The following is a 23,456-nucleotide window of genomic DNA, read 5'->3' as shown; positions in this document are numbered from 1 at the left end:
CAAATCTCACCGGCTCCCGTTCCGCCGGATCACTCCGAAGCTGAGGCAGAGGAGGCCGATCAGGAGGGGAACCAGGGTCAGGAGCGAATGGGTTCCGCCGACGTAGCTCATGACGATGATGTAGATGAACGTGCTCCCGACCAGGAGCCAGCCGATGATGAGGAGAGCACGGCCCCGATTCGGCGGCGGCAGTGGCGGGAGCCACGACGGCGGCCTGTCAGTCCAGCTCATGCGTCAAGTGTAGTGGGCAGCGTGCACCCGCCCGCAGCGCCGACAGGGCACGAAGAAGCCGACGGAATTCCTTCCGCCGGCTTTTCGATCTGTGGAGATGGCGGGAATTGAACCCGCGTCCGATGCAGTGTAGTCAGGGCTTCTCCGGGCGCAGTTCGCGTCGGTTTTTCTCGGCTCCAGCCATCGTGCGAACAAGTGGCTGCCGAGCCCAGTTGTATAAGAGTCCCCCCGGTTCCTACAACGAGAACCGGGAGCAGTGGCCCTCTAAATGACGCCAGTATCCGGGGCGAGAGCAAACCCGGGCTGACGGACTAGCTAGGCTGCCTAGGCAGCGAGAGCGAAGTCAGTGCGCTTTTGTTCGGCACTTATTGTTTTACAAGGAGCGTTTACGAGATAACCCTGTATCCTCGGCCCGCTTCCCCTGTCGCGACTAACATCGTCGAAACCTGTCATCCCCATATGTACTTGTCAAGCTGTTCCTTCTCGAACCTGGCGCGCACATCCGCCGCTTTCCAGATGTTCAGTGTAACCCACGCGACCCGCCGTTCTATTCCTGTGTCAGGCGCCCTGGTTCTTCTCACGCATTGCACGAAGCGCTTCCCGGTTGTCCTGCTTCTCGCGCAGGGTCTGCCGCTTGTCGTAGTCCCGCTTGCCGCGGGCGACGGCGATCTCCACCTTGGCGCGCCCGTCGAGGAAATAGAGCTGTAGCGGCACGAGGGTGAAGCCGGACTCGCGCACCTTCTGGGAGATCTTCGTCAGTTCCTCGCGGTGCAGGAGGAGTTTGCGCCGTCGTCGTGCCGCGTGATTGGTCCAGCTGCCCTGCGAATACTCGGAGATGTGAATGCCCTCGAGCCACAGTTCGTCGTTGTAGAAGACCGCGTAGCCGTCGACGAGCGAGGCCCGCCCGGCACGCAGCGACTTGACCTCGGTGCCCATGAGGGCGATGCCTGCTTCGTAGGTATCCAGGACGGCATAGTCGTGGTGGGCCTTCCGATTGGTGGCCACGATCTTGCGGCCGCTTTCCTTGGGCACTGGGGAACTCCTTTCACGGCTCTGGCGACGCGGAACCGGCGGACCCGGAACGGTGCGTTCCATTCTACTGCTACAGCAGCCCCGCGGGGTCCACCAGGTTTCCGTTGAGCATGGTCTCGAAGTGCAGGTGGCAGCCGGCCGAGTTGCCGGTATCCCCGACGTAGCCGATCACCTGGCCCGCGGTGACCCGCTGGCCAGGGGCCACGTTGAACCGGGACAGGTGGTAGAAGTTGGTCGCAAGCACGTTCCCTCCCACAACACCGTGGTTCAGGACGATCCGCTTTCCTGCCCCCAGCAACGCATCCGAGTCCGCATACCAGACCTCGCCGGCTGCCGGTGCATACAGCGGGGTTCCGCACGCCGCGGCGAAATCAACGCCGGTGTGCAGGTAACCGCCGGTGCCGTTGAAATCGATGGTGTTCGGCGGCGTGGCACGCCAGCCGAACCCGGAGGAGATCGGCGCGTTGACCGGCATTCTGAGCCCGAAAACACCCGCATCCACCGGCGGCGCGGGGATCGCTGCCTGCGGCGCAACGGGAGCCGGAGCCGGAACCGGCTGCTGCGCCGCGGCTCCGGCTTCCCGGCGCGCACTGGCTTCAGCCTGAAGTCTCGCCGTCTCGGCGGCGGCCCTGGCCTCTGCGGCTGCCCGAGCCTCGGCTTCAGCCCGAAGGCGTGCTTCCTCGGCAAGCCGCGCTTCTTCGAGCAGGCGCCGCTGGCGTTCCGCGATATCGGCATTGACCTGCTCGTGGGCTTTCTCCACGCTGGCGAGCTTCGCCTCGATCGCGGGTTTCTGCTCCTGCAGCCGTGCGGATAGCGCCGAGGTGTCCTCAACGAGCTTGTCGACCTTGGCTTTCTCCGATGCGGCGGCGTCGCGCTCGGCCTGCTCGGCCTGCAGCGCGGCGTCGGCCTTGGCCTTCAGGTTCCTGATCTCGTCCTCGACCGCCACAAGCCGCGCCTTGCTGTTGGCGTTGGTGGCGTCCTGCTGCGACAAGCGGTCCATCGCCGCGTTCTGCGAGCGGAGCGCGAGGCTCACCAGGTCCATGGAGGAGGTCAGGCTCCCGGTGCCCTCCGATCCGAACATCAGGGACACGTTGGAGGGTACGCCGCCGTTCTTGTAGGCCTGGGTGGCAATCTGGCCTATCACCTCGCGCGTCTTCTCCATCTCGGCTTTGTCCCTGGACAACTCGCCGGTGAGCTTGTCCTTCGTCTCTTGAGCCAGCTCCACTCGCCCAGCGAGTACGGTGACCTCGTTCGCCGAGGCTTCAACTCGACCCTGCGCAGCCGCGAGGGCCTCCTGGGCGGCAGGCAGTTCACTCTGGTACACCTGCAACTGAGCAATGCTCGCCGAGATGTCCGAATCCAGATACTCGATCGACTGCTGGACTTCCGCGATCTCGCTTTCCAGGACGCCTTTGCGGTCCTCGAGATCGTCGGCGGACGCCGGCGTACTGAAGGTCAGGGTGAGCGCGACGAGGAGTGCCGCTGTGCTTCGAACGGGGAACGGACGCCGATTCATAACCTAGACCTTCACGTAACGCCGGAGAGCCAGCAGGGAGGATGCCCCCGCCAGGAGAGCAGCCAGGAGGATGAGCGCCGGCAGGAGCAGAAGGACCTGCTGAGTTGAGATGAAAGCGGTCTCCGGATAGAGGCGGGCGAGCCACGCAATCAGGAAGTTGCTTGAAAGCCAAAGGGTGCCGGAAGCCAGAAGGGCGCCGGCCACGGCGGCGATCACACCCTCCAGGACGAACGGAAGCTGGATGATCGTTTTCGACGCCCCGACGAGGGCCATGATCCCCGTTTCCCTGCGGCGGCTGAACGCTGAGAGACGGATGGTGGTGGCGATCAGCAATACCGCACACAGGGTCATGACACCGGCGATGAGCAGGGCACCGAGTGAGGCCCTGTTCATGACGGAGAAGACTTTCTCCAACAGTTCGCGCTGGTCGCTGACGACGTCGACTCCCGGCAGCGAAGAGAAGGCCTCATCGATGATTTCGTACTTCTCTGCGTCCACAAGGCTCACCCGGAACGATTCCGGCAGCTGATCGGCCGTCACGGATTCGACGATGGGAGAGTTCGCGAATTGGTTCTGGAAGTGGCCGAGGGCGTCGTCCTGCGATTCGTACTCGACCGCAGCGACGTACTGGCTGAGATTCTCACCTCCGAGGAGGGTTCCAATGGCGTCCCGCTGCTCCGCGGTGACGGGGCCTGCCGCGCAGGTCGGCGACGTCGAATTGTCCACGCACAGGAAGACAGCGACCTGCACGCGGTCGTACCAGTACCCCTTCATCTGGCTGATCTGAAGTTGGAGGAGCCCGGCGGCGCCGACGAAGGTCAGGGAGATGAAGGTGACGAGCACCACGGAGATCACCATCGAAAGGTTCCGCCGGAGTCCCGAGGCAACTTCGGAGAGGATGAACGCTACCCTCATCCGGCCGCTGCCCGGATGTCGCCTACATAGATGCCCTGCGCTTCATCGCGCACCACCTGGCCGTGCCGCAGCTCCACCACACGCTTGCGGAGTGAGTTGACGATGGTGTTGTCATGAGTGGCCATCACTACCGTGGTGCCGTTCCGATTGATGTGCTCAAGGATCTGCATGATGCCCATGGACGTGGTGGGATCAAGGTTTCCGGTGGGTTCGTCCGCGAGGAGGATCGCCGGTTTGTTGACGATGGCACGGGCAATGGCCACGCGCTGCTGCTCTCCGCCGGACAATTCATGGGGCATGCGGTTGCCCTTCCCTTCGAGGCCCACGATCCGAAGCACATCCGGCACGGTTTCCCGGATGACGGTGCGGCTCTTTCCAGTGACCTGCATGGCGAAGGCCACATTCGCGAAGGCGGTCTTGTTGGGAAGCAGGCGGAAATCCTGGAAGACGACGCCGATGCCCCGCCGGAGGCGCGGCACGCGCCAGCCGGGGATATCGGCCACATTACGGCCTGCCACGTGGACGGCGCCGCGCGAGGCACTGTCCTCCTTCAGAACAAGTCGGATGAAGGTGGACTTGCCTGATCCGGAGGCGCCGACCAGAAACACGAATTCGCTGCGGTTGACCTCGAGGGAGACCGACTGCAGCGCAGGGCGCGACTTCTGGTCGTAGATCTTGGTGACGTTGTCGAATCTGATCATGGCTGCTTTGCGTCTGAGTGATGGCTGCTTTGCCCGGAACCGCGCTGCAGGGCACTGGCATGTGCCGAGGAAGGGTCCGCCAGCTATTCGACTATAGCCGTGAAGTTACTATTGTGACCCCTGTGGCAACTGTTTCTTTTAGAATCGGTGGCCTACGCCGGTGGGTCCTTACTGCTCGGCATTCCGGTTATTGGTGCGCCACCGGATGCCAGCATCGATGAAGTCGTCGATCTCACCGTCGAAGACCGCCGAAGTATTGCCCACCTCGTGCTCGGTCCGCAGGTCCTTGACCATTTGGTACGGGTTGAGGACGTAGGAACGCATCTGGTCTCCCCAGGAGGCTTTGACGTCACCGGCGAATGCCTTCTTCTCGGCATCCTCCTGTTCCTTCTTGAGCAGGAGAAGACGCGACTGCAGCACCCGCATGGCCGCGGCGCGGTTCTGGATCTGGGACTTCTCGTTCTGCATCGACACCACCAGCCCCGTGGGAAGGTGCGTCAACCGCACCGCGGAGTCGGTGGTGTTGACCGACTGCCCGCCCGGCCCGGAGGACCGGAACACATCCACGCGAATCTCGTTGTCCGGCACTTCGATCACGTCGGTCTGCTCGATCAGCGGGATGACTTCGACGGCGGCGAACGAGGTCTGTCGTCGGCCCTGGTTGTCGAAGGGGCTGATGCGGACCAGGCGGTGGGTGCCCGCTTCCACCGACAGGGTGCCGAAGGCGTAGGGAGCCTTCACCTCGAAGGTTGCCGATTTGAGCCCGGCTTCCTCCGCATAGGAGGTGTCGAGGACCTGGGTGGGGTACCCGTGGCGTTCCGCCCAGCGGAGGTACATCCGCAGCAGCATTTCGGCGAAGTCCGCCGCGTCTACTCCCCCGGCGCCTGACCGAATGCTCACCACTGCTTCCCGCTCGTCCCACTCCCCCGCGAGCAACGTGACGATCTCGAGGTCGTCCAGCGCCTTGCTGAGGGACACCAGTTCCCGTTCCGCCTCGGCCAGGGAGTCCGCATCGGCTTCATCCTGGGCAAGCTCCACGAGGACCTCGAGGTCCTCGATGCGCGATTCGAGGGTTTCGAGTCGCTCGAGTGCGGACTGCCGGTGGGAAAGCTTCGAGGTGACCTTCTGCCCGGCGGAGGGGTCGTCCCAGAGATCCGGAGCACCGGCTTCCTCGCTGAGTTCGGCGATGTCCTTGCGGATGCCCTCAACATCGGATACCTGCTCGATGGATATGTATTTGGCGCGCAGGGCGCGTATTTCTGCTGGGAAATCAGTGGCTGCCATGGTGGTTCCAGCCTACGTCATGGGACTTGGGGGCGCGTCAGCTCAGCGTGTCAGTTCAGAACGCGCGTCCGCCACCGCAGTGATGGGAATTCCCGCGGGCACCAGGATACTGACCACCGGAGGATGGACGACGGCGGTCAGGACCACGCGCGCGGTCCTGCCGTCCGGTGCACCCGTCGCGGCGTCGATCGCCAGCGCGCTGAACCGTCCACCGGCACCCGTGCGCTCCACGTACGCACCCGTTGCCGCCCGCACTGCCGGTCCGCTCAAGGAAGGCAGGGGCACGGCGGACCCGCCGGAGGTCACGTCGATCCCGAACGAGTCTGCCGCCGCCAGGGCTGCTCCGTCAGCTACGGACAACAGCTTCTTATGCTCTATATATACGGCGGATATCGCCATCACCACGGTGACCACCAGCAGTGAGACGAGGACATAGCCGATGATCAGAACGCTCACCTGGCCGGCTTCGTGATCCCGAATCCGCAGCAGTTTCCCCGGACGCGTCATCCGTACCGCTCGACAATCTGCGTGGCGGTGGACGTGAGGCTCGCAACCGACGTGTTGATGCCGGGCATGGTAGGGATGAGGGGCAGCGGCACCTGCAGTTCGACGACGACCGTGACACTCGAGGCAGGCGACAGGCACACGCCCTCGCAGGCGATATCGATCAGGACCTGCTCGCCGGAGAAGCCGAAATCAGACACGGCAAGCATCACCGCCTGGCGTGCCCGCAGGTCCGCTTGCTCCGCGGTCTCGGCGTCGGCGTACACCTTCGCCGCCTGGTCGGCTGCACCCACGACGGCGAAGGACCCGCCCTGGAGCTGCCCGACCGTCAGTACCAGGTAGACGACGGGGACGAGAAGGAGAAGACCGAGGAAGGTGAATTCAACAACTGCGCTGCCGGCCTCCCGTGCTGCCACTCCCTTGACGATGCGGACCAGGGGAAAGCGGCAGGCTCCGGATGACTCAGGGCGGGAAGGCCGCACGGCCCCTCACCTCCAGGACCCCAGCGGGCCCGATCAGTCCGATGACCGGGAGCGGCGCACGGACGACGACCTCCAGGGTCTGCACCCCGCCGACGTCGGACTGTTCCACGGCGATCTCCTCGCTGAAGCGATCGCCGAGGGCGAGTGAAATGAGCGACGCCGTTCGCTGCTCCGCGTCTCCGGCTGTACGGTCCGCGAGTGTTCCGAACCGCGCACCCGAGGACGCCGCATCGATCAGGGTATTGCGCACGTGGAGCACAAGTGCCAATTGCACGATCGCGATGAAGATCACGGTCAGCAGACCTCCGATCAGCGCGAAGTCCACCACGGCTGTCCCGTCTTCGGCAGACCTGCGCGTGAACCTGGACTCGAGCACCTAGGGCGACACCTGGCTGATTGCCGATTCGAAGAGTCCCTGGAGTGCCGGACCGGCGAGCGCCAGTAGACCGGCCACCAGCACCGCTGACATCAGGGTGATCATGACCCAGCCGGGGACGTCCCCCCGTTCGCTGTCGCCTGTGGATCTCCCATGGAGCATGGTGCCCAGGAGCAGGACAAAGAGTCTGTGGAAGGGGCTGCTGAACCTGCGCATTTTCATCCTTTGCCGATCGGTCGGGGATTCGGGTTGATGCTAGAAACCTAGGTTGATGAGTGCAAGGCCGGGGTAGACGGCGAAGAGAACGGTCAACGGGAGCACGCCGAAGACCAGCGGAACCATCATGGCGATTTCCTTCCTGCCGGCCGACTCCATCAGCTCCCGTTTGGCCATGTCCCGGACGTCCTGTGCCTGTGCACGCAGCACATCGGCAAGCGGGGTGCCGCGCTGAACTGCGACGCTGAGCCCATCGACGAACCGGGCCAGGGGTGCCAGCTGCGTGCGCCTGGAGAATTCCTGCAGGGCCTCGATGAGCGGCATTCCAGCCCTCGTTTCCGCCAGCACCCGGGAGAACTCGCCCGCAAGCTCACCATTGGCGGTGCGACAGATCCTTTCCAGCGCCCCGGTGGCGCTCTCCCCCGCACTGACGGCCAACGCCATCAGCTCCGCAAGGCTGGGAAACTCCGCGACCATTCGCGCTTCACGTTTTCGAATTCGGCTGGACAGCAGGAAATCCCTCAACAGGAATCCGCCCGCACCGCACGAAAGTATGACGACGACGCCGAACAGGACGCTTGCCCGCCCCGCTGCCGAGGACAGCACCATGACGATGGTGGCGCCGGCCAGTCCTGCAGCGGACCAGAGAATCTGCTGTGCCCGGAAATCCAGGACCGACTGCCCGCTCCCGGCCTGCACCAGGCGTTTGGCAAGAACAGTTGATGCCGGATTGAACTTGTTGAACCAGCCGACAGCATCCGCGAGGAGCGGGCGAATGATCCGCTCGAGCGGCACGAACGGCGTGAGCGGACCGGCCTGAGGCAGAAGTAGACGCGACTGGACCTCCACCGCCCTCAGGGAAGGAGCAATGCGGTCCTCGAAACGTACACGGCGCATCATCGGTACCCGCACCATAATCAGCCACAAGCCGGCTCCCATCGCTCCACCGAGCAGCAGAGGAAGCGCCAACGGGGTGCTCACCGGAGGACTCTCTCGTCCTGAGGCAATGCACCGATTTTCAACATGATCCGGTAGCACACCACCGAGACCACCAGCCCTCCGAGGAGCACCAGCGAACCGGTGGCAGTGTTGTAGGCCCGTACTGCTTCGGGCCGGGTAGCAAGGAGCATCAGGACGAACCACGGCGCCGCGACCGCAAGGCGTGCTGCGTTGACGGTCCAGGATTGCCGTGCCTCGAGTTCGCTTCGAGTCCGGGCGCTGTCCCGCAAAAACTCCGAAAGAGTACCCAGCAGCCTTCCTAAGTCCGAGCCGCCTACTTCCCGCGTCATCCGGAGTGCCTCGATGATGCGGTCCGCGACGGGATCGGCCAGTCGGTCCTTGAGGCGGCTCAGTGAGTCATCGAACCGGCCGCCCGCACGATAGTCCGACCCGAACGCCAGAAACGCCGGCCGGAGCTCAACCGGACCCTTGTCCCCCAACTGGATGAGTGCCTCAGGCAGGGACAGACCTGCCCGGATAGCCGACCGCAGGTGATCCACCACATCCGGCCAGAGTTCCCGCAGGGAAGCGGTCCTCCTGGCAGCTCTCCACCGCACGATAGCGAGAGGGATGAACCCGCCGAAAATCGAGAAACACAGGGCGATGGGCAGGGATCGCGTCAGCACGAGGATCAGCAGGAGAACGAATGCCGCGAGCGCGGCGCAACTCGCCAGGAGGCCTCCCGATGAAACCCGTTCCACTCCCGCGCGGACCAGGAGCTCATCGAAGCGGCGCCGTCGTTTCCCTTTTCCTGCAGGGCTGGCACCAGTGACCCAGCAGGACCACCAGATGAGAAATAGTCCCGTCCCCATGCAGAGTCCGAGGGCGGCTCTCACGAGCGGTCCCCGAGGAGGGCTGCTACGTCCACTCCCGCTTCGGCAAACTTCTCCTCGGCGGGCATCGACGTTGCGCTGACCAATAATCGACCGTTGACACGCCGGAAAACCGAAGATGACTCGATGATCCCGTTCTCCACACGTCTGCCGAGGGCCATTATTTCCAGAACCTGGCGTGCGCCGCCGCTCACCCTGGCGCAATGCACGACCAGGTCGATGCAGGAAGCGACCGTGGGGACCACGAAGGCGCTTGAGATGTTCTGGCCGGCGAGCAGCGGCAGGGTGCAGATTTTCGTGATGGCGTCGTGCGCGCTATTTGCATGGACGCTGCACATCCCGGGCAGCCCGCTGTTGAGCGCGATCAGCATGTCCAGACTCTCCGCTTCCCGGACTTCCCCGACGATCAGCCGGTCGGGCCGCATCCGCAAAGCCTCCTTGACGAGTCTCCGCAACGGAATCTCGCCATGGCCCTCAAGATTCGGATGCCTGCACTGCAGTCCCACCACGTCGCGCAGCGGCAGTTGAAGCTCGAAGATTTCCTCGACCGTGACCACTCGCTCCCGCGGACCGATTGCCGAACCCAGGCAATTGAGGAGCGTCGTCTTCCCGGCCTGGGTAGCTCCCGAAACAAGAATATTGAGGCCGCTGGCCACTGCTGCCTTGAGGAAGAGCGCAGCCTGGGGAGAAAGCGTCCCGAGATCCACGAGATGTTCCAGCCTGGTGGCCTTGGCAATGAACTTCCGAATGTTCACGGCCCAATGCCGTCGGGTGACATCCGGAATGACCACGTGGAGCCGCGAACCGTCGGGCAACGAGGCGTCCACGAAGGGCGACGAGAGGTCAAGTCTCCTTCCGGACGACTTCAGCATCCGCTCCACGAGGTCCCGCACCTGCTGCTCAGTCAACGTCAAGGCAGCCAATTCGGATTCTCCCGCACGCGCCACGTATATCTCCGACGGGGCGTTGATCCAGATCTCCTCGATCGTCGGATCATCAAGATACGGCTGCAACGCCCCGAACCCGGCCACCGCATCGAAAACATATTTTCGGGCATGCTCCAGATGACCCAGGGGCGGAAGCACCCCGAGGATCGACCGTTCGTCATAGTCATTCACGGCCGCATCGACAAGGGAGAGGATTTCCTGCACCTGACGGGCGGGGTCCAGACCTCGCCTTCGAATGAGTTCGCGCACTTCATCCTCGACAATGCGGACACCGTCCATGGCGCACCCCCATCCGGTAGCTGGCAGACCCACTTGGTGGTCCTGCGCGCCGGCTCCAGCCGACCCCCCTCACCCTAGGCGCGGTATAAGCACCGGGACAGAGTAAGTAAGCACATGTGGATAAGCGAACTACCTGTATTTCAGACCCAGCACTTCCGCTCTACCTGCGTCGCCCACGACCGGATCCCATGCCGCGCGCGGCTATAGCTGTCCGGATGACATCTGCGACGCCCTTTCGACTGCTGTGCGATTCCGATCCTGTTTTGGCGGGCGTACCGTGTCCTGATGGACCTCATCGCGAAGACACTCGCACGTGTCGACTCCCCGCTCAAGTTCATTTCGGCCATCCTCGTGCTAACGGTCCTCGGCAGCCTGGGCGGTGAAGCGGTGTCTGCTGCGCCGATTCACACCGCTGCAGCGTCCGATGCCGCATTCATACTTCGGGTCGCCTGCCTGCTTGTGAGCCTGATCCTGGTGACGGACTGCCTGGTGAATCGGCCGTACCAGACGAAGTCCGCAGGCAGGAGCTCGACCGATCGCCTGTAACCCCCGCACATGACAGAGCGGGGGAAGCCGAGCGACCGGCTGCCTGGACGCTGCCGTTGTCGGATCTACTTCGTGGTGACCCTGAGCACCGGTTTGACTGGCGGCTTCACTCCGTCGACCTGCAGGCCGACGCTGGCCGTCTGGCCCTTTTTCAGTGACGTCGTCCAGTCGGCCCCGACACACGTAATCGAGGTTTTCGGGATGAACGAGCACTTCATGCCCCACGAGGTGGGGATCCGAGTGACGTTCGGGTCAGCATAGGTAACCGACCAGCTTCTCACCGCCTCTTTGGCTGTCAGCCTCAGCGTCGCGGTGTGCCCGCCCCACCATGAACTCTGCAGCCCCCACGTGGCGTCAAGCTTCGGAACTCCCGCCACCGGTGCCGGCGGGGTGGTCGGCCCAGGCGCAGGAGCCGTCGGAACTGGTGTGGGAGACGGCACTGGTGCAACAGTGGGCCTCGGCGTGGGCACCGGAGCCGGGGCCGTTGGCACTCGGGCAGGAGTAGCCGTAGCTGTCGGGGCCGGACCTGGTGCTGGAGGAGCGACGACGACCGGCGGGGTGCCGTCGAGGATCGGCTTCAGTGCTGCGAGCTTCGTGAACTCCGGGGTCCGCCAGTCGGTCTTCACGAGGCCACCGGTGTCGGAGCTGTTCGGGTTGAAGGACCAGTAGGAGAAGCTGATGCCGTTGCTGCCCAGGTATTTGACGATTTCCGTCATCCACTGCTTGTCGGATTGGGTCTCGAGCTTGGATCCGAACTCGCCAACCAGGACGGGGGCGATGCCTTGCTTGGCAATGTAGCCCCAGTTCGCGTCCCAGAGCCCGGCCAGGTTCGCCGGGTAGGCGGGGGCGCTGAACCACTTCTGGGCGTACACGGACTGCGGAGAGTCGTGCGGGGAGTAGACGACCTGGTTCGGCACGGTGAGCTTCACCGGCTTGGTCTTGACGTCCTTCAGTCCGCCGCCCCATCAGGTCCAGGTGTCATCGCCCTGGGCTTCGACGCCCTCGACGATCACCAGGAGCTTCGGATTCACGGTCTGGATGGCATTGCCGGCGCGGGTGGCTGCGGCGTGCCAGTCGGTCGCCGGGTTGGTGCCTCCCCATCGTGCTGCACCGTGCGGCTCGTTGTGCAGGTCCATGCCGATGACGGTGGGCTCGTTCTTGTAGCGGTCGGCCAGCATCTTCCAGTCGGCGATCCACTTCGCCTCGCTGACGGCGCCGGTGTACCAAAGCTCGGATTGTGAAGACGACGAGGGGCGGTGGCGGTCGAGGATGACGTTGAGCCCGTTGGCCTTGGACCTGGCGATGAAGATGTCCATGACCTGCTGGGGCGTCTTGTCCTTCAGGTCCGGGTTGGCCCAGAAGTTCGTGTCGGTGCTGACCCGGCCCGAGGTGATGCACTCGTTGGAATACGGCAACCGGATGGTATTGAAGCCCATCGACTTGATCTGCTTCAGGCCGTCGTTCATCTTCAGCGTCCACAGGCCGTGCGGCACGCACTGGTCGGTTTCGAGACCGAACCAGTTGGCGGCCTTCACCACATAGGTCTCGTTGTCGGCGTTCTTGATGGCGCTGCCATCGGTGTGCAACCAGTCGGCGGTTGCTGTGCCCGTTTCCGCGACTCGAACCTCATCGAGCGTGGCCGGAGCAGCTGGGGCACTACAGCCGCTCAGCACCATCAGGGCGACGAGAACGGGGGCTGCTGCCTTGGTCCCGCGTGTGCCAAGCAGTTCGACGAACCGATGGGGCGGAACCGCCGCGGTGGGGGTGGACGTTTTCCTCATGGTTTCTCCGTCTACTGGTACTAGGTCATGCCGGGCACTCCCGGTGAAGTGCGCCCGACAACCTGTGTGCGGCGTACCCTCGTAGGGGACGATCGACCAATGGCGGCCGTGCGTTAGACACGAGGGCGCTCACGCCACCGCGGATCGAACCATTGGGGCAGCATCGGGCCACCACGGCAGGGAAGATCGTGGATACCGCAGGCACATCCTGCCGGACATTCCGCACCCGGTTCCGGTGCAATTTTCGCCGGCACGGCGCCCATGCCGTCGTCGGCGATGTCGATGCGGTGCAGTTTGCCCAGGAGCTCCGCGGCCGTCCGCTCCCCTGTCCCTAGCCGCTCCATGGGACCCCGCATAGAATTGAACCCCGCCGGCTTGCATGCGATGCGTGCTTCAGAACGGAGAGCGATGCTCCAGAGCCTGATGTGCAAACTGAACCTGCGCCACGTCTGGCACCTGGAATCCACCGAGGATGGCAGCGCAAGGTATAGGCGCTGTACGAGTTGCGGCAAGTACGATCGCGGCAGGGACGGCAGTGGCTTCATGCACTGAACGAGCGTTGTACGGCGAAGTTCACCCATCCGGAAGTTCCGTACCGCTCCGTAGGCGGAGTGCCAGGAAAGCCCGCCGCGGGCGGGCTTTCACATGGACACAGACTCAGGCCGCACCATTCCAGCGCGACGACGTCGACTGTCGCGCTTCCCGGGTGCGAGAAACGCGAGGATCGCCAGGGGAACATAGTGCTGGCCATCTCGCCGGCCCCCGAGCTATGCGCTGAGAATCGCCTCGAGGACCTGGATCGTTTTCTCGCGGTGATCTGCACCTCCTGCAGCGGACCAGCCGATGGCGGCGAACGCCTGAGCGACGTTGCTGCTGGCATCCCAGCCGGGCCGGTCCGCTTCATCGAGTCGAAGGGCGGCAGAAGGTCAGCGGTCGGTCCTGGCTCATGCGGCCCTGAGCGAAGGACGATCGTCCCGTTGCAGGCGCTGCGCGTGATGGAGCTTCCTACCGGGCGGGCGTGCCCCTATTGCACCGGCTAGCTGTCACCCGGTATCCGCGAGTCCGAGCAAGGTTACCGTGCTCCCCGGTTTCGGCGACCCCGCGCACCCTCGGGCCGCCCCGACGGGCCGGACGGGCCGTCGGGGCGAGCGGGCCGTCGGGGCGAGCGGACAAAGGGGAGAGGCAAAGCAATTGTATTGAGCGCAAAAGCAACTGTCCGACGGTGACACGCCCGGGGGATACGAAAGAAACCCGCAAGAAAGACCTAGGATTGCTAATTCACTCCAGGAACCCCTTTCACATCTGTAACAGGACTGTAGTCTTCTCGGGATTTCACTCGCCTGGGCCGACGCCCATGTCCCGCTGGAGAAACTCTTGTTCCTTGCTTCCCCGTCACGACTTGTTCTTTCGGCCGTCCTGTCCCTCGCACTCCTGAGTAGCGCAATGCCCGCAGTCGCTGCATCCCTCGAGCCCCCGGCTCCGACCGCATCTCCGTCGGCACCTGTACCCGGCCCTGCGATCGAGCCGCTCCTTCCACCAAGCGAGCCGGCGGCCGTCCCACCGAGCGACCCGGCGGCCATCTCACCGAGCAAGCCGGCAGCAGTCCCGAGCGAAGCCCCGAGCACCCCTGCGACGGTTTCGCCCTCCGCGGAGCCGGGCACCAAGGACAGCGCGGTCACCGTGGAGCCCCTGGCGGACCCCATGAGTCAGCCCGGCTTCAATCCGGTCCTGGGAGAGCACCTGGCTGCGCCGTCGGACTCCGCAAAGAGTGCATCCGGCGCCCCTGCAGGATCGGCGGCCGCATTCGGTCAGCGAAGCGGCACTTTCACCGTCACGCTCGTCACGGTAGTGCTCTCGGGCGCACCCAACAATCGAATCTCGGATTTCCAGTTCAGCCAGGCCAAGCAGTCGATCCTCGCCTCGAACGACTACTGGCGGGCCGCGTCGGCCAACCGGCTCGGGATGCAGTTCGGACCTGAATACCGGGACGTGGTCATCACGGCGAACAGCACCGACCAGTACTACGACCTCATGGCAAAGATCACCGCGAAGCTGCAGTGGACCGCCACCCCGAATGACGCGCTCGTGGTCTATGTTCCGGTGGCTCAGTTCGCCGGCGGAGTGCTCGGTGGCGGATTCACCGACGGCTCCAACAGCGGCAGGGTCATCATGCCGGTGCCGTCCGGGTTCACCAACAACGTGGTCACCCACGAATTCGGGCACGTTCTCGGACTGAACCACGCCAACAGCCTGGAGTGCTCCACCGGAAGCAGTGATATCGCATCTCCGAACAACACCTGGGGCGACTCCGCATGTGACTCCCGGGACTACGGAGACACCATGGACCTGATGGGACTGGCGCAGTACACCACGCCGCCTATCAACGCCTACCTCTGGGAATACGGCGGATTCGGCCGCGGGGATGAAATCCTCGACGCGGGAGTGATCGAGGGAAGCAAAGCCTTCACCCTCCAGCCCTGGGGCGGAACCGCGGCACGGCGTGCCGTGAAGTTCGTCGATCCCGCGAGCAGGGAGACCTACTACCTTTCGTACCGCAACCCCTCCGGTGCCAACGACGCCGGCGCAACAGACAACAACCGCGGTGTGATGATCCACAAGAAGGACGCTCGCGGAGACTGGCCGGAGGCCGCATCCCTGGCCCTGACCCCGTCGAGCTACCGGTTCAGCGGCTACTACAACCAGAACCACGCCTGGCAGCAGGGATCGACCTTCCGCACCGCCAGGGGAACCACGGTGCGTATCGACTCCCTCGGCACGAACGCAACCGTGACCATCAACAGCCAATCGTCGCGGGAGGCGGTGGCGAAGCCGTTCATTGATGGTGCTGCGGCGGCGGTACCGGCCCTGGGTACGCCGGTGTCGGATGTCATCTGTGGCCTGAAGGACAACGGCTGCTACCGGGGCTATGTCAATGGTGCAGTGTTATGGTCAGCCGGCTCCGGCGCGGCGGCCACGTTGAACGGTCCCCTGCGCAAGGCCTGGCTTGATTCCGGTGCGCAGAACGGGCCCATGGGTTACCCCGTGAGCGCCCAGGGCTGCGGCATCAGGGACGGCGGCTGCTACCAGTCCTTCCAGGGCGGGGAGATCCTCTACTCCGCTGCCAGCGGAGCGCACCTCAGCCGCAACGGCGAGATCCGCTCCGCCTACCGGGCAGCGGGAGCCGAAAGCAGCATCCTGGGCTACCCCACCAACGGGGAAATCTGCGGCATCAAGGACGGCGGCTGCTACCAGACCTTCCAGCACGGCGAGGTCCTCTGGTCCCCCGCCAGTGGAGCCAGGATCTCCTACAACAGCGCCATCCGCACCGCCTACCGGGCTGCAGGAGCCGAGAACGGCATCCTGGGCTACCCCATCAGCGGGGAAATCTGCGGCATCAGGGACGGCGGCTGCTACCAGGCATACCAGGGCGGCGAGGTCCTCTGGTCCGCCGGCAGCGGAGCGCACCTCACCCGGCAAGGCGGCATCCGCCTGGCCTACCGGGCGGCAGGAGCCGAAAACAGCATCCTGGGCTACCCCACCGGCGCCGAGACCTGCGGCCTCAGAAACGGCGGCTGCTACCAGGCCTACCAACGAGGCGAGATCCTCTGGTCCCCCACCACCAGTACCCAGATCACCCACCACGGCGCCATCCGCACCGCCTACCGGGCAGCAGGAGCAGAAAGCAGCATCCTGGGCTACCCCACCAATCGGGAGATCTGCGGCATCAAGGACGGCGGCTGCTACCAGTCCTTCCAAAACGGCGAGATCTTCTGGTCAGCCGCCAGCGGAGCGCACCTCAGCCGCGGCGGCGGTATCCGCCTGGCCTACCGGGCGGCAGGAGCCGAGAACGGGATCCTGGGCTACCCCACCAACACCGAAATCTGCGGCATCAGGGACGGCGGCTGCTACCAGTCCTTCCAACGCGGTGAGATCCTCTGGTCCCCCAAAACCGGTCCCGTGATCACCCGCAACGGCGGCATCCGCAACACATACCGGACCCAAGGAGCCGAAAACGGTGCCCTGGGCTACCCCACCAACACCGAAATCTGCGGCATCAGGGACGGCGGCTGCTACCAGTCCTTCCAAAACGGCGAGATCCTCTGGTCCCCCAGAACCGAAGCCCACTCCACCATCACCGGACCCATCCGCACCACCTACCGGGCCCAAGGAGCCGAAAACGGTGCCCTGGGCTACCCCACCAAAACCCAAACCTGCACCACCAACACCCAATGCACCCAACCCTTCCAAAACGGAACCCTCACTTGGACCCCCACCAACGGCGTGGTTTCGCGTTCCAAATGATGAGCAGCCGCCCGTCGCCTCCGCCGGAATCCGAGCTATCGGAACTCCGGTGCGGCTGCGGGCGGACCCGCTACCTGTTCCACAGCTTTACTGATCTGGAGACACTGCCGTGAAATCATCGAACACCTTGCGCCTGGCACGCCGGTCCGCACTGCTCGCATCATTGCTGGTCGGCCTGACAGCACCGGTCGCTGCTGTGGCTAACACCGTCGAATCGCAGCAGTCGAGCGAATCGGTTCCTTCCGGAACGCAGGGGGCGCTTCCGACGGCGACACCTGAGCCCTCGGCCGAAGCCGCCCCGATGCCACCCCAGGCGGTGCCCGAGGTGTCCGCCACCGAAGTGCCCGCGCCCACTCCGGCAGAAGTGCCTGCGGCAGAAGCTCCGAAGCCCGGCACCCCGGCACTTTCGGCGGAGGATGAGCTGAAGCAGAGGCTGCAGGGAGCAACCCTCGGCCAGGGACTCGCCCGGATAGCGGAGCACGGCGATCCACAGGTACCCACCAGCGAGGAGCAGGGATTGTGGGCGACCGCGAAGGCAGGGGCAGGAGCGGCCTTGGATTCTCCTGATACAGATTCATTCGCTGCAGCGACGAACTTCTGGACGCCTACCGGGGTGCTCGGCGTGGATGTGAGCAGCTACCAGGGCGCGGTCGACTGGACCGGTGCCTGGAACTACGGATCGCGCTTCGCCTACGTCAAGGCCACCGAAAACACCAACTATCTCAATCCATTCTTCACCCAGCAGTATGCCGGAGCTGGTTCCGCAGGAATGCTGCGCGGGGCGTACCACTTCGCCACACCCAGCCTCTCCGACGGGAAAACCCAGGCCGAGTACTTCGTCAAGAACGGAGGCGGCTGGTCCGCTGACGGGAAGACTCTGCCTCCGCTGCTCGACGTCGAATACAACCCGTACCCATCCCTGGGCAACAGTTGCTACAACATGACGGCGTCGCAGATGGTCACCTGGATTCGGGATTTCTCCGACCGGATGGTTCAGCTCACCGGACGCGTACCCATGATCTACACGACGGCTGACTGGTGGAACACGTGCACCGGCAGTTCACGGGCCTTCTCGGACCACCCCCTCCACCTGGCGCGATACAGCAACTCCACGGCGGGCACCATGCCGTCCGGCTGGAGCAACTACAGCCTGTGGCAGTACACCGATTCCGGCCCCGTAGTGGGCGACTGGAACCAGTGGCGCGGTGATCTTGCCAGCCTCCGGGATTTCGCACGCAACGGGCCCTCAGTTTCGGTGCCTCCGTCGCGGGAGGCGGTGGCGAAGCCGTTCATTGATGGTGCTGCGGCGGCGGTACCGGCCCTGGGTACGCCGGTGTCGGATGTCATCTGTGGCCTGAAGGACAACGGCTGCTACCGGGGCTATGTCAATGGTGCAGTGTTATGGTCAGCCGGCTCCGGCGCGGCGGCCACGTTGAACGGTCCCCTGCGCAAGGCCTGGCTTGATTCCGGTGCGCAGAACGGGCCCATGGGTTACCCCGTGAGCGCCCAGGGCTGCGGCATCAGGGACGGCGGCTGCTACCAGTCCTTCCAGGGCGGGGAGATCCTCTACTCCGCTGCCAGCGGAGCGCACCTCAGCCGCAACGGCGAGATCCGCTCCGCCTACCGGGCAGCGGGAGCCGAAAGCAGCATCCTGGGCTACCCCACCAACGGGGAAATCTGCGGCATCAAGGACGGCGGCTGCTACCAGACCTTCCAGCACGGCGAGGTCCTCTGGTCCCCCGCCAGTGGAGCCAGGATCTCCTACAACAGCGCCATCCGCACCGCCTACCGGGCTGCAGGAGCCGAGAACGGCATCCTGGGCTACCCCATCAGCGGGGAAATCTGCGGCATCAGGGACGGCGGCTGCTACCAGGCATACCAGGGCGGCGAGGTCCTCTGGTCCGCCGGCAGCGGAGCGCACCTCACCCGGCAAGGCGGCATCCGCCTGGCCTACCGGGCGGCAGGAGCCGAAAACAGCATCCTGGGCTACCCCACCGGCGCCGAGACCTGCGGCCTCAGAAACGGCGGCTGCTACCAGGCCTACCAACGAGGCGAGATCCTCTGGTCCCCCACCACCAGTACCCAGATCACCCACCACGGCGCCATCCGCACCGCCTACCGGGCAGCAGGAGCAGAAAGCAGCATCCTGGGCTACCCCACCAATCGGGAGATCTGCGGCATCAAGGACGGCGGCTGCTACCAGTCCTTCCAAAACGGCGAGATCTTCTGGTCAGCCGCCAGCGGAGCGCACCTCAGCCGCGGCGGCGGTATCCGCCTGGCCTACCGGGCGGCAGGAGCCGAGAACGGGATCCTGGGCTACCCCACCAACACCGAAATCTGCGGCATCAGGGACGGCGGCTGCTACCAGTCCTTCCAACGCGGTGAGATCCTCTGGTCCCCCAAAACCGGTCCCGTGATCACCCGCAACGGCGGCATCCGCAACACATACCGGACCCAAGGAGCCGAAAACGGTGCCCTGGGCTACCCCACCAACACCGAAATCTGCGGCATCAGGGACGGCGGCTGCTACCAGTCCTTCCAAAACGGCGAGATCCTCTGGTCCCCCAGAACCGAAGCCCACTCCACCATCACCGGACCCATCCGCACCACCTACCGGGCCCAAGGAGCCGAAAACGGTGCCCTGGGCTACCCCACCAAAACCCAAACCTGCACCACCAACACCCAATGCACCCAACCCTTCCAAAACGGAACCCTCACCTGGACCCCCACCAACGGCGTCCGGATGGTTCGACAATAAGAGCCGGAATAGCGCGGTAGGGGCGCTGGCAGCCGGCAAGGGACCGGCGTCGAGTGCCGCTACTGCCCAGGATCCCGCGGTATCCTTGATACCGCGGGATCCCCGACCCGGCTCCGTTTCCTCGCGGTGCAGCAAAAGTCGCTAGGAGACTGCGTGATCGATCAACTCCCGTCCGTTCAGGACGGTGGACGCCGGGCAGCGACCGGAACCACCCCGCGGCGGGACATCCAGGCCCTGCGGGCGATAGCTGTGCTCCTTGTGGTACTCAACCACCTGTGGCCACAGGTGCTGCCCGGGGGTTATGTCGGCGTCGACGTCTTCTTCGTCATCTCGGGCTACCTCATCACCAAGCACCTGATGGGCGAGCTCGAGAGGACCGGGGGTATCTCGCTCGGCAAGTTCTACACCCGCCGTGCCAAGAGGCTCCTGCCGGCCGCCCTGGTGGTGTCGGTCATTTCCCTGATCGGCGCCTGTGTATTCTTGCCGTTCTCGCGCTGGCCGACCATCGCCGGCGAAACGATCGCAGCAACCCTCTACGTCGAGAACTGGTGGCTGGCGTCCGAGTCGATCGACTACTCGGCGCAGAACACTGCTGCGTCGACGGTCCAGCACTACTGGTCCCTCTCCGTCGAGGAACAGTTCTATCTCGTGTGGCCCGTCTTCCTGCTGGTACTTTTCCTCCTTGCCCGACGCTTCTCCCTCGGCCGGCGTCGGATCCTCGTCCTGGGCCTCGCCGCCGTCGGCACGGCGTCGTTGGCCTTCTCGATCTATTTCACCTACGCGAGCCGAAGCGAAGCCTATTTCGTGACGCCCGCACGTGTCTGGGAATTCGCTGCCGGCGCCCTTGTCGCAGCAGCCGCAGCCTCCCTGCCGGCGAGACTGGGACGGTCCGGCATTCTGGCGGGCCTGATGCAGTGGGCAGGCTTCGCCCTGATCATGCTGGCTGCCTTCTCCTACAATGAGGAAACGTACTTCCCCGGCTACGCGGCCGTTGTCCCGGTTCTCGGGACGGTCCTCGTCATCTGCTCGGGCCCCCGGTTCCCGCTGTGGTCACCCAACTATCCCCTCGCAACGGCACCGATCCAGTTCGTCGGTAACGTGTCGTACTCCCTCTACCTCTGGCACTGGCCGCTGATCATCCTCCTGCCGAGCGTGATCAACCGCAACCTGACCGACGTCGACAAGGTCGGTGTCGCCGTCGTCGCACTCCTCCTCGCTGCGCTCAGCAAGAAATATATCGAGGACCCGGGACGAACGAAGCTTCTCGTCGGGGGCACTACCCGAAGGGTACTCGGCTGGACAGCGATCGCCATGGCCACCGTGTGCGTGGCCAGCGCGGCGATGATGGCAGGCGGAGCCGCTGCGCAGGAAGCCGAGCTGGGCAAGCTCGACGCAATCTCAGGCGGGGACTGTTTCGGTGCGAAAAGCCTTGACCCTGCACATGACTGCGTTGATCCGTTCGGACCCCCCGACGTGGACAATGTCGGGGAGGACGAGGCGCCCTGGTTCGCCTCCGGCGACTGCCTGCCCCACGAGGACCCCATCCGCGTCCGGGAGCAGGAACTGCTCAGTGCCTGCGATTTCTCGGGGAGCGAGGAAGTGTCGGAGACGGTGTGGCTCGTGGGAGATTCACATGCGGAGCAATGGCAGGCCGGCGTCTTCGAGTTGGCCCGCCAGCACAAGTGGCAGGTGAACGCGAGCCTGATGGGTGGATGCCCGCTCGTCGACGTGAAGCGGGTCGCTTTCCTGGGAGTACGGACTACCGACGCCGCGTTCCAGAGGCGCTGCCTCGAATGGAGCGCCGAAGTCTCCGACCGGATCCTTGCTGAACGGCCGGACACCGTCTTCCTCGCAACCTTCGCAGCGGGCGAGACCATCGACGACGGCACCGGCCGCTCGCAGCTCGAGCAGTACGGCGAAGCCTTCCGCGAAAGGGTTGGCCAATGGACCGCGAACGGCACACAGGTTCACGTCATCCGGGACACGCCCCTGACCCTGAACCGCTCCACCCCCGAATGCCTCTCGCTCAACAGCAACAATCCCCTGGCGTGTGCGAACGACAAGACCAAGGCACTACCCCTCGACCCGCTTGCCGAGGCGGTGTACGACATGGATGAACCGGGGGCGAAGGTCATCGACCTGTCGGACCGGTTCTGCCCGGACGACAAGTGCTATGCGGCAATCGGGGGACTTCATGTGTTCTACGATACTGACCACGTGGCCCGCAGCTACATCCGTTCCCTCGTGCCGCTGTTCTCGGAGCGCTTCGAAGCAGCCAGGGCGGGCTAGTCCCCCGCGGTTCCCGTCGTTCGCCGGGCATCGCTCGCAGCCGCCTGCTCCGCGGCGGAGCCGGAACGCCTGCGCCGGAGCCAGAGGAGGCCGGCAACGCCGATAGCGACGACGACCGAGGCCAACTCCACCACTCCCCACAGGAGGGTGACCGGGGCGAACCAGAGCACGGCCGCATAGAGCACGTGGGCTGCTCCGCAGTAGAGGAAGACCGACGAAGGCCACGCTTCCGCCGGCGTATACCTGCGGACCGCGATCAGGTAGCTCGCCCCGAGTACGGCGAAGCCCGCAGCGTGGACACCGGCCAACAGCGCCAAAGCGGGCGTCGTCGCGGGAAGGAGCGCAAGAAGAGTGGTCAGTAACAGGACTGCGGGAGTGACGAAAGCCATCACTCGCGTCCGGTGCACGACGTACAGCACGTTACCGGCAACCAGGAACAGCGCGTAGCCCAGCGAAACGACGGGCAGGATCTGCGCAACCTGGACCAGTGACCCGGGGTCCGTCGTCAGCACATGGGCGCCGACATTGGCTGCGGAGGTGGCCAGCAGACCGACCACGAGCGCGATGACGGCGGCTTCACCGGCCACTTCCCGTATCCTCGCCTGTAGCTCAGCGGGATCCGCGGACATGATGCGGGTGGACCAGGAATTGTTGAGCGCATTGAGGATCGTCAACGGACCGAGCGCAAAAATGAGTACGGCACCATACTGGCCGGCCATCGAGGCTCCAGATAGTTGCGCCAGCAGCAGGACGGCGCCCTGTGTCAGGAGCATGAGGGCGCCGGTGTGCGGAAGCAGGGGGCCCGCTATCCTCATGGACGCGCGGGTCATGCCTGGTACCTTCCACGGCAGACGCGGCCGCACGAGGACCAGGGCAACGACGACGGACACCACCACGGCGGCTCCGTAGGCAACGATGTAGACCAGAGCCGTCCTGCCCGCGACGAGGATGGCGCCGAGTCCCGCGAGGTTCGCAAGGACTGACGAACATACGCTGAGGACCACGAAGGCCACCGGGCGGTCCTGTGCCCTCAACACCGCCTGCGCGCCGAGCACGGTGCCGAGCAACCCGATGATGACCATCGCCAGGACGATCGTCCAGGGAGTTCCGGTGGCTTCGCTCCTTCCGAGGAAGCCGGCAGCGACAGCGAGGACGCAACCCACCGCGAGGCATGCGATCGCCAGGAACCCGTACATTGCGAGCGACCGGTTGCGGCCGTTGTCCTGGTCGAACCACAACTGGCTGATCGCGAGCGGCAAACCTGCCGACAGGAGGACGACGACGACCTGGATGAGGACGATGGAGGTGGCTACCAGGCCCCACTGGAGTTCGCTGAGCAGCCGGATGGCGAACGGCTGGATCAGGATCAGTCCAAGACCCTGGAGGAGGGACCCGAACAGGTAGAGGAGGGCAGACCTCCTGCCCGCGATCCCGCGCCGGGGAGTCTCCTGCCGGTCAGTCACGC

The 23,456-nt window shown here is 64.7% G+C and carries 20 protein-coding genes, 1 other RNA gene and 1 pseudogene; 4 read left to right on the top strand and 18 right to left on the bottom strand.

The annotated features are described in order from the left end of the window. Window positions 1–6 precede the first annotated feature (6 nt). The 14 genes from IWX75_RS05285 to IWX75_RS05220 form a co-directional block, all read right to left on the bottom strand. On the bottom strand, window positions 7–231 hold the full coding sequence (locus tag IWX75_RS05285; RefSeq protein ID WP_196821180.1) for a hypothetical protein: 225 nt from the start codon (window positions 229–231) through the stop codon (window positions 7–9). A gap of 89 nt (window positions 232–320) precedes the next feature. Beyond that, window positions 321–688: a transfer-messenger RNA gene (gene ssrA / locus IWX75_RS05280) on the bottom strand. Between the two features lie 101 nt (window positions 689–789). Then, window positions 790–1,263: an SsrA-binding protein SmpB gene (smpB, locus tag IWX75_RS05275; RefSeq protein ID WP_196821179.1), complete on the bottom strand. Its 474-nt coding sequence runs from the start codon at window positions 1,261–1,263 to the stop codon at window positions 790–792. Between the two features lie 70 nt (window positions 1,264–1,333). Then, window positions 1,334–2,779 (bottom strand): peptidoglycan DD-metalloendopeptidase family protein, encoded by a 1,446-nt coding sequence (locus IWX75_RS05270; RefSeq protein WP_196821178.1) that lies wholly within the window; start codon window positions 2,777–2,779, stop codon window positions 1,334–1,336. A gap of 3 nt (window positions 2,780–2,782) precedes the next feature. Continuing rightward, window positions 2,783–3,694 carry a permease-like cell division protein FtsX gene (gene ftsX, locus IWX75_RS05265; RefSeq protein ID WP_196821177.1) on the bottom strand — a complete coding sequence of 304 codons (912 nt, stop codon included), beginning with the start codon at window positions 3,692–3,694 and terminating at the stop codon, window positions 2,783–2,785. Next, window positions 3,691–4,395 carry a cell division ATP-binding protein FtsE gene (ftsE, locus tag IWX75_RS05260; RefSeq protein ID WP_196821176.1) on the bottom strand — a complete coding sequence of 235 codons (705 nt, stop codon included), beginning with the start codon at window positions 4,393–4,395 and terminating at the stop codon, window positions 3,691–3,693. The genes ftsX and ftsE overlap by 4 nt, the downstream gene beginning before the upstream one ends. A 168-nt stretch (window positions 4,396–4,563) precedes the next feature. Then, on the bottom strand, window positions 4,564–5,679 hold the full coding sequence (prfB, locus tag IWX75_RS05255) for a peptide chain release factor 2 (RefSeq protein ID WP_196821175.1): 1,116 nt from the start codon (window positions 5,677–5,679) through the stop codon (window positions 4,564–4,566). 42 nt (window positions 5,680–5,721) lie between these two features. After that, complete coding sequence (locus tag IWX75_RS05250) at window positions 5,722–6,135, bottom strand: pilus assembly protein TadG-related protein (protein WP_334684124.1); 414 nt, start codon at window positions 6,133–6,135, stop codon at window positions 5,722–5,724. A gap of 47 nt (window positions 6,136–6,182) precedes the next feature. Next, complete coding sequence (locus tag IWX75_RS05245; protein WP_334684123.1) at window positions 6,183–6,665, bottom strand: hypothetical protein; 483 nt, start codon at window positions 6,663–6,665, stop codon at window positions 6,183–6,185. Continuing rightward, entirely contained in the window at window positions 6,646–7,041 is a 396-nt protein-coding gene (locus tag IWX75_RS05240; RefSeq protein ID WP_334684122.1) for a TadE family protein, read from the bottom strand. Before IWX75_RS05240 ends, IWX75_RS05245 begins: the two co-directional genes overlap by 20 nt. Then, on the bottom strand, window positions 7,042–7,257 hold the full coding sequence (locus IWX75_RS05235; protein ID WP_196821173.1) for a hypothetical protein: 216 nt from the start codon (window positions 7,255–7,257) through the stop codon (window positions 7,042–7,044). Between the two features lie 39 nt (window positions 7,258–7,296). After that, on the bottom strand, window positions 7,297–8,238 hold the full coding sequence (locus IWX75_RS05230) for a type II secretion system F family protein (protein ID WP_334684121.1): 942 nt from the start codon (window positions 8,236–8,238) through the stop codon (window positions 7,297–7,299). Next, complete coding sequence (locus IWX75_RS05225) at window positions 8,235–9,092, bottom strand: type II secretion system F family protein (RefSeq protein ID WP_196821172.1); 858 nt, start codon at window positions 9,090–9,092, stop codon at window positions 8,235–8,237. Before IWX75_RS05225 ends, IWX75_RS05230 begins: the two co-directional genes overlap by 4 nt. Then, the gene (locus IWX75_RS05220) at window positions 9,089–10,315 is read right to left on the bottom strand and encodes a CpaF family protein (protein WP_196821381.1); all 1,227 of its coding nucleotides are present in this window, start codon (window positions 10,313–10,315) and stop codon (window positions 9,089–9,091) included. Before IWX75_RS05220 ends, IWX75_RS05225 begins: the two co-directional genes overlap by 4 nt. 285 nt (window positions 10,316–10,600) lie before the next feature. On the opposite strand from IWX75_RS05220, the gene IWX75_RS05215 reads away from it, so the two are divergent. Then, window positions 10,601–10,861, top strand: coding sequence for a hypothetical protein (locus IWX75_RS05215; protein ID WP_196821171.1), 261 nt, complete (start codon window positions 10,601–10,603; stop codon window positions 10,859–10,861). A gap of 65 nt (window positions 10,862–10,926) precedes the next feature. Here the strand turns inward: IWX75_RS05215 and IWX75_RS17640 are convergent, their stop codons facing one another. The 3 genes and pseudogenes from IWX75_RS17640 to IWX75_RS05205 form a co-directional block, all read right to left on the bottom strand. Continuing rightward, entirely contained in the window at window positions 10,927–11,238 is a 312-nt protein-coding gene (locus tag IWX75_RS17640) for a cellulose binding domain-containing protein (protein ID WP_334684149.1), read from the bottom strand. 279 nt (window positions 11,239–11,517) lie between these two features. Beyond that, window positions 11,518–12,537, bottom strand: a pseudogene (locus tag IWX75_RS17635) (glycoside hydrolase family 5 protein); the annotation flags it as partial. Between the two features lie 218 nt (window positions 12,538–12,755). After that, entirely contained in the window at window positions 12,756–12,986 is a 231-nt protein-coding gene (locus IWX75_RS05205) for a hypothetical protein (RefSeq protein WP_196821170.1), read from the bottom strand. A 1,099-nt stretch (window positions 12,987–14,085) separates the two neighbouring features. Between IWX75_RS05205 and IWX75_RS05200 the strand changes: the two genes are divergently transcribed. The 3 genes from IWX75_RS05200 (at window position 14,086) to IWX75_RS05190 (ending at window position 21,991) form a co-directional block, all read left to right on the top strand. After that, window positions 14,086–16,944 carry a M43 family zinc metalloprotease gene (locus IWX75_RS05200; RefSeq protein WP_196821169.1) on the top strand — a complete coding sequence of 953 codons (2,859 nt, stop codon included), beginning with the start codon at window positions 14,086–14,088 and terminating at the stop codon, window positions 16,942–16,944. Window positions 16,945–17,053: 109 nt separating this feature from the next. Beyond that, entirely contained in the window at window positions 17,054–19,702 is a 2,649-nt protein-coding gene (locus tag IWX75_RS05195) for a GH25 family lysozyme (RefSeq protein WP_196821168.1), read from the top strand. 153 nt (window positions 19,703–19,855) lie between these two features. Further along, the gene (locus IWX75_RS05190) at window positions 19,856–21,991 is read left to right on the top strand and encodes an acyltransferase family protein (protein ID WP_196821167.1); all 2,136 of its coding nucleotides are present in this window, start codon (window positions 19,856–19,858) and stop codon (window positions 21,989–21,991) included. On the opposite strand, the gene IWX75_RS05185 is transcribed toward IWX75_RS05190, so the two are convergent. Further along, window positions 21,988–23,454 (bottom strand): lipopolysaccharide biosynthesis protein, encoded by a 1,467-nt coding sequence (locus tag IWX75_RS05185; RefSeq protein WP_196821166.1) that lies wholly within the window; start codon window positions 23,452–23,454, stop codon window positions 21,988–21,990. The genes IWX75_RS05190 and IWX75_RS05185 overlap by 4 nt on opposite strands. Between the last annotated feature and the right edge of the window lie 2 nt (window positions 23,455–23,456).

It is taken from the genome of Arthrobacter sp. CAN_A6 (assembly GCF_015751715.1).
Lineage (GTDB): Bacteria > Actinomycetota > Actinomycetes > Actinomycetales > Micrococcaceae > Arthrobacter_D.
This window is presented reverse-complemented; position numbering and strand designations above follow the sequence as displayed.